Origin of the sequence: Nocardiopsis tropica (assembly GCF_042660575.1) — a bacterium.
GTDB lineage: Bacteria > Actinomycetota > Actinomycetes > Streptosporangiales > Streptosporangiaceae > Nocardiopsis > Nocardiopsis tropica.
This window is the reverse complement of sequence record NZ_JBHSUF010000045.1, coordinates 1-8,180: the sequence shown is the minus strand read 5'-3', so window position 1 is coordinate 8,180 and position 8,180 is coordinate 1. Positions and strand designations below refer to the sequence as shown.

At 71.1% G+C, this 8,180-nt stretch carries 1 protein-coding gene; it reads left to right on the top strand.

Going from position 1 to position 8,180, the window contains the following annotated elements; genetic code table 11:
• Positions 1 to 8,180: hypothetical protein (locus ACFQBR_RS33340; RefSeq protein ID WP_378554972.1), on the top strand; the 8,180-nt coding region annotated here is incomplete at both ends.

The window sequence follows — 8,180 nt, the reverse complement described above, 5'->3', positions numbered from 1 at the left end:
GGAGACCACCGGCAAGTCGAGCCGCGACCCCGGACCCGTCCCCCTCGGCGGGACCAGCAGGGACGTCCCCCTCGGCACCCTCAACACCGACTCCCCCGTCCACCAGGAGGAGACCCCTCCGGAGGGCGCACCGCCGGAGGGATCCCCGCCGCAGCAGCCCTCGGCCCCCACCTACACCGGCGCCTTCACCCCGGACCGTGACAAGGCGTTCGACCTGGGCTACCTGACCACGTCCAACCTCCTCGGTCCGAACATGCTCTTCGCCGAGCACCTGCACGGGTTCGTCGACGACGTCCTGGCCGGCACGCCTGACATGCCCGCCGCCGTACGGCGGGCGATCCTGGACGGCGTGGCCGCCATCCTCACGAAGGAGGGGCCGCGCCCCTTCCTGCGCGAGGGCGGGCACACCGTCAGCACCACCCACGACGGGCAGACGTGGAGCGCCGACATCGACCTGCGCTCCCTCGACGGCGATTTCTACCACTTCAAGACCGAGTCCCTGAGCGGCGGGGACTCCACGCACCTGAGGCTCCACAGCGCCGGACCCGGGGTGTCCTCCAGCGAGGCCGGTTCCCAGGACGGGGGCGGGACCGTCGGCGCGAAGTTCACGGGAAGCCCCATCTACCTGGCCAACGTCAGCGGCAGCGACGCGGGGCCGATCTTCTCCATCGGCACACGCGGCGGCCTCCAGCTCCGGAGCACCGGCGGATCGGCCGCGATCAGCGCCAATTCCAGTACCGGCATCGAACTGCTCGGCACCCCGAACGTCTACGTCAGCGACCTGCGTATGAAGGCGTCCGTCACCGGGCCCGGCCTCACCGCCCCGCGCGTGCGGGAGGGGACCGCGTACGACGGGCTGATCATGAACCTGCCGGGCGAGGCGGTCTCCTCCGACGGTCCCCGGCAGATCACGCCCGACAACGGAACGCCGGATGCGAACGGGCACCACAAGCCGGTGAACCGCCCGTTCATCGGTGTCGGCCACCCGCTGGAGATCACCCGCTTCTCCCCGGTCACACCGGCATCCGACAGCGGAACCGGTGGGACCACCACCTCCGGCGACCGCGGTGACAGTACCGGCACCGCGACGACGGGAGGCGGCGGCCGACAGCGGCAGAACAGCCTCGGTGCCTGGCTGGCCGACCACCTCCTCCCCCAGCCCAAGGGGAACCGGGGCAACGACGATCACCGCGCACAGATCGAGGCCGTCTTCTCCAACGACCAGGTGCAGCAGTACCTGCCGCAGATAGCCAACGGTTCCGCGCACATCCGGATCGACATCCCCGGGAGCCCTTCCCGGCGCATGCAGATGTGGTCGGTGTCGACCCGGTACGACCGCAAGGACTTCTCCCCCGATCTGGTCGACTTCGTGCACAGCAACACCAAGGTCAAGAGCACCTCCTCCAACGTGCAGCACTCCAACACGGTGTCCGGTTCGATCGGCACCGGTTTCGGCATCTGGATCGAACTGCCGGACGGCAAGAGCATCCGGCTCGAAGCTCCCGCCGTGGAGTACTCGGTGGCGCTCAAGAAGAGCACGGGGATCGTCCAGAACACCTCGGCGACGGTCAGCGATATCGTGCGCGCCCCCTCCGGCCACGCGGCCTACGACGTGAAACGCGACTTCTACGTCCACATCGAGGGCGAGCCGCGGCCGCACCGCTTCGAGGGCGACTCCGTCGAACTGCTCACCGTCGAGGACGCCCGCCTGCTCAACGGTGAACTCCCCAAGGCCCAGCCCTCGACCAGGCCCCGGCCCCCGTTCCCGCACCTCGACGTGGACCACCCCACGAACCTGTTCGGGACCACCGTGCTCGGGTTCGGCCAGGCCTCCCCACCCGCTCCGGCGGACAACGCCGGAACCACGGACACGACGGACACCACCGGGAACGACGGCACCGACGGCACCACCAAGACGTTCGACTCACCGGAGAGCTCGTTCTACGACGCCATGGCGCACGAAGTGCTCAGGGCCATCGCCGACAAGCACCCCGGAATGGTCATCCCGGATCTGACGCGGACCACGAAGAACTACGCCCTCCGCCCCAAAAACATGGAGTCTGACGCGGTCCGCACCTACCGCGAGCGCTGGCTCGGAAAGCGCGACGTGAACGTGGCGCAGGCGAACACCGACAAGGTCTGGGCCGCGCTCTCCGAGTCCAGTCTCAAGAGCAGCAAGTTCGACCTGCCCCACGACGGCATCCCGGTCCGCCTCGAGGAAACCGCCGTGATCGACTTGAAGACGGTCCGCGCGGACAGGGGCCTGCGCCCCGGCCACGTGACCCTGCGCATCTACGGCGAATACGGAAAATTTGAACACCAGTTCGAGACTTCCCGCAGTGGCGGTGTCCGGATCGGGGGCTCGTCCGGCACCACCGTCACGAAGGGGACGAACCTCAGCCACTCGGTGACCGTGACCGTCGGCGGCAGCGTGCGCGACGACGCCAACGGCGACGCACGCGGCGTCCCCGGGACGCTGGGGAACCCGATGGTCTCGCTGTTCACCTCCCTGGGCTTCGGCAGGGAATTCGCCCAGGGCCTCTCCCGCAGCATCGAGAACACGGTCCTGTTCACCGGGGACTCCGACGTGTGGACGTCCCGCACCCGCTTCACCGCACGGCTGTTCGAGAACGACGACCTCGGAATGACCGGCGACGGCAAGTCCCAGCACGAACACGGGACAGCGCTCCTGGAGAAGGGGATGGACACGCAGATGGTCCTCCTCACCCCCAAGACGTCCCCGCCGGCCTCGGACCCCACACGGACGGACACCGGCACGGACCCCGGTTGGCGAAAACTCCCGACCGAGGAGGTGAAGAAGGCAGTCACCCTGAGGCACACCGCGCCTCCTGCGGGCACCACCGCTGTCACGGGCACCGACCAGCCCGCCGCCCTCACTTCGCCGCCTCCTCCCGGCGGCGCCACGAACACCGCCACCGGCACGACGCCGGATACCGCTCCCCCCGGAGGCCAGCGGGACGGGAACGACTCCCCGAACGACCGGCCGCAGAACCCGCCGCCGACCCTGGGACAGCTCCGCGCCCAGGCGCTCCCCCACGCCGGTGCCGTCTACGGGCACATCAGCACCCATGTCAGCACCGGGGACCGGACTTCCGGGGTGCTGGATCAGCTGTACCGGACCCTCCACGACAACGGCTTCGCGCGCAAGGGCGTGTCCTTCCTCTCCCGGGCGCCCGGGAACGGTCAGCGGATCGAGCAGTCCCTGTCGTCGGAGGTGCTCGCCGCGGACAGGAGCACGTTCAGCCGGTCCGGCTCCCGGTCCCGCTACGAGATGAGCAGCCGCCTCTGGTCACCGCACAAAGTCCGGATGACCGACATCGTCAGGGTCGACCTCAACGACGTCAACGGCTTCCGCTCCGTCGAAGCCCAGATGCGGTACGGCGCCGGGAGCGAGTCGTTCCTGTCCGCCACCTCCTCCCGGACAGCGGACCTCGGAATCAAGTTCGGCGGGAGCGGGACCCGCAACCCGAACCCGCCCGGCTCCGACGACTCCCTGCCGAACGAGGCCGTCAAACCGATCCCGGTGTTCGGAACCTCCTTCTCCCGCTCGTTCTTCTCCCACAGCACCTCGCACGCCCAGTCGACCACGTTCTCGTCGTCGGTGCTGTTCATCCCGGACAACACCAAGGCGTACGTCTTCCACTCCTCCGGCGACCTCACCCTCCTCACCGAGTTCCAGAAGAACTGGAGCATCGGCCCGACCCTGGACTGGAAGACCACGTTCGAGGGATGGACCCGCTCGGACACGAATCTGGCCCAGGGCTTCGTGCACTCCCGCGACGCCCAAGAAGAAGAGATGGTCCGGGACCGGGCGACCCGCAACGGCGACAGAGTGGACCTGAGCACCCACGACAACCCGGAGAAGCCCGCGAACGCGCGGGTGCGCCCGGGGTTCGAGAACAACGGCAGGCAGACCCACCACGCCGACCCTGGGGCCGCCATCCAGGAGCTGGTGAACGACCTCGCCTCGAACGGGCTGGAACTGACGCTCGGCGACGGCCGGGAGGCCCTGCTGAAGCAGCTGACCACGCACCTGTCCCACAACCCGGACCCCCGCGCCCCGCTGCCGGTCAAGGTCCGCTCGCTGGGGCCGGAGCCCACTCCGGACTCGAAACCGCGGTTCCAGCGTCTGAGCTCCACGGGGCAGCTCTACGTGAAACTGGTCAGGGACCCGGACAGCACCGAGATCTCGCACGTCGACTACGCCGGCTACTACATCGAGTCGCACACGGTGAAGGCGGCCGACGCGCACTCGCAGAGCGACGAGACCAAGAGGACGGTGAGCTCCGACGGCGCACTGCTGATACCTCCGCCCTTTCCCCAGGACGACCTGGGCCCGACCGAACAACCGGGGCACCGCGCCCTGTTCACCACCCCTGCCGGGGAGGTCTCCGCCTCCAGCAACGACGGGCGCTCCTCCGGACAGTCCCAGGACGACTCCCGCACCGTCGAACTGCACCTGAAAACCCCGTACGCGAAGGTCAGCACGAACACGACCCTCGAACTCGAACTCCGGTTCGGCAAACCCCAGGGCGGGGAGAACGGCAACGAGCCGAAATCGACCTACGAGGTCAGCGCTGTCAGCGGGCGGGTCGACACGCTGTACCCGCTCTCGTACATGACCTTCGACTCCCCGGCGACGCACACCCCGGAAGGCGGCACGCAGGAGACCGGAGCCGAGACGCTGTCGCCTCCGCCGGCCCCCACCGTCACCACGTCCACGGACGGCACCGGCTCCACGGGAACCGCTCCCGCCAACCGGAACACGGCTCCGGCCCCGGAAAGCGGCGACACCACAAGCACCCAAACGGGAACCGGCCCGACTCGGCGGACCGTGGCCCTCAACTTCGCCTCCCTGGTCGACGCGCTGCGCACGCTGACCCCTGACGCGGGCCCGCTTCCCGGCAACGGCTCCGCCCTCGCACTGACGACCATGGTGCAGGACTACGGACAGGGGCTGCGCGACCTGGCCAACATCGTCATCGCGCAGTCCGTCGACTGGAAGCCGCCCGAGGGGCAGTCGGTCGAGGCCACGGCGAACGCGGCGCGGGCCCACCTCGCCCGCCTCTACGACCTGGACCCGGTCTACAACGAGATCGACGCCAGCCTCAGCGACGAGGCCATCAAGGCGATGGACCCGTCGTCGCTCAACCCCGACGGGGTGAGTTTCAAGGACATCGAACTCCCCGGGGCGATCGGCAGGACCCTGCAGGGCAACCACACCCAGTGGGGCGTCAAGTCCCTGCCGAGCAGCCACGGAGCGAAGTTCCTGGACGTGCGACCGGACGGCCAGCTCAGCGACTCCCATGCCCGGCCCCGGACGAACACCTCCGGCGAGTCCCACGGCGGGGGCCAGGGCTTCGGGGGCGGGTTCCGCCCCGCCGGGATCACCACCGAGAGCCCCGCCTACGACCGCCACGAGGGCATCCACACCGGTTCGGCGGCCGTGAACGCCGGCTCGTCCCATGGGGCCCAGTCGAGCTCCGACCAGGCCGTCAAGGGCTACCAGGAGTCCGACCAGCTCCGCCAGGGTCCCTTCTACCTCGTGGAGCACGACGTCACCTGGGCGGTCGCCGCGGGCAGCAAGCTCGCGGCGCCCGCCGCCTTCCACCAGAACGACCCGAGCCTCGCGCCGACCCCGCTCCACCGCCGGCCCACCCGCTGGATCATGGACCAGACCACGATCCGGATGGCCAAGTGGTACTCGGAGGCCGACGCGATCGCGATGGGCTTCCTCACGCCGGACCAGGCCAAGGACCTGGCCCCCGCCAAGGACAGCATCCGCAAGGCGCAGGAGGAGTTCAGCAAGGCGGAGGCCGAGTACGCCGACACCCGGGCCCCGCTGGAGGGCCTGGCCGAGAGGTACGCCGACAAGCCGGACAACGAGAGCGCCCGGACGGCCTACGAAAACCAGGAGGAAAATTACAAAGACGCCCTGAAAACCTTCAACGAGAAGACCAAAGCCCTGGTCGAGACCCTGAACGACACGCGCGCCGTCCTGGGGAGCACCGGGCCGGGGAGCGCTGGCGGCACCGTTCCCCCCGAGCGTACGTCGGGCGGTGACACGAGCGGAGGGACGACGACCCTCGCACCGGCCCCCGTCAACAGCACCTCGACCACCGGCACGAACAGCGGCAACACCGATGGCGCCGCCACGACCACCAGCGCACCCCAACAGACCACCACCGGGGCCCCGCCTCCGGACCCGGCACCCGCGCCCACGGGACCGAGCCATGCTCTGGCCGACCGCTTCAGGGATGAACTGAACCTCGTCGCCGCGGAGCCCGACACCCCCGTCCAGGACACGGACACCGTGGACGCGCGGGTCCAGCGCGCCTCCGACGCAGCGGACACCGCGGTCCAGGCGGCCCGGGACGCACGCGAGGCCGCGAACGACCTCTCCACCGCCCTGGAGCACGGCACGACCGAGCTGGGGAACGGCACCCGCCTCCTCACGGGCTCCGACGGCGGAGCACCCGCCGCCGGGACCGACGGCACCGCCTCACCGGGGGCCGAACGGCAGGCACGTGACGCACGGACGGCGGCGGACACCGCGCACGACGACGCCACCGCCGCCGGCAACGACATCACCGTCACCCGGAAAAACGCCACTCGGACGATGCCCGAGCCCGATCGCGGTGCCTTCGTCGAGAGGGTCAGGACGGCCACCTCCGAGGCGGAGGACGCGAACACCGCCGCGACCGAGGTCCACGAGACCGCCGACGGGCACGAGGACACCGTCGCCAAGATCGGAACGGACCTCGACGCGACCCCGCCGCGGTACCGGGCGCTCAGCACCGCCGTGGAGGGCCTGTCCGGGCAGGACCGGTCCGCCGACGGGGGCCGGGCCGCCCAGGACGCCCGGGACAGGGCCGTGCGGGAGGCGCGCGAGGAGGCCGACAGCCTGATCTCCGAGCTGGAGGGGATCGCCGATCGCGCCGACACCGCCCAGCAGGCGGCGGAGAAGGCACGGACCGACGCAGACGCGGCGAAGGCGAAAGCCGACACCGCGAAGGCGAAAGCCGACCAGGTGGCCGCGGACGCCGAAGCCCTGCGGACCTGGGCCGAGGGGCTCCACACCAGCGCGTCCACCCACTGGGACAGCGCTGACCGGGCCGCCCAGGACGCGCAGAAGGCCGGGGAGGAGGCCCGCCGCGCTGCTGGTGCGGCCGAGAAGGCCCGGGAGGCCGCGGACGAGGCCGCCGAGGTGAGCACCCGCGCGAAGGACGCCACCGATAAGGCCGAGCAGGCCGATGACCACGCCCGCGCGGCCCGCGCCGCCGCGGACCGCGCGGTCCGGGCTGCGGTGAACACCCCCCAGCCCTCCCCCGGCGGGCAGACGACATCGGACGGTACCGACGCCCGAGGGACGACGGACACCCGGCAGGACACCGCTCGCCGGGCCACGGAGGACGCACGGGAGCGGGCCCGGCAGGCCCGGCAGACCACACGCGACGCGGTGCGGACCACGGCCAGGACCACCGAGGAAGCGGAGCAGCTGGCCCAGCAGGCAAAGGCCCTGCGCACCAGGGCGGAGACCACCGGGCGGGAGGCCGCCGATGCCGCCACGCGGGCCGAGGAGGCGCTGGAGACCGCCCAGGAGGTCCGGGACACCGCCGACGCGACCGTGGAGGCCGCCGACCGCGCCGACGCCACCGCCCGTCGCGCGCACCAGGAAGCGCAGGAGGCCGCCCAGAAGGCGGAGGCCGCCTCCGAGCGCGCCGCCGAGGCCGCGGAGACCGCCCGAGAGGCCCGGGACGACGCCGGGAACATCGCCGACAGCGCCCGGAAACGCATCACGAGCGTCCGGAACCTCCTGGAGAGGATCCCGGCGACCGGGACTCCGGGGAGGACCTCCTCCGAGGGCGACGGCGGCGACCGGAGCGGCAGCAGCGACGACCGCCGGCCGGGCGACAGGGACGGCTCCAGAGGCGGGGGCAGGGGCCCCGGAACGGGCGGGGACGGCCGGGGCGGCCACGACATCATCGCCTTCCCCATGACCGAGGTCCCGAACCAACCGGGGAACCCCTCCCCACAGGCCGCGTCGGACAGGATGGCCGACGCCATCCGCCTCGGGAAACTGGCCTCGGCGAGCATCAGGGACGCCATCAGCGGCTACCAGCGCGCCCAGGACCTGGTCGCCCAGACCCGCGAGGCCG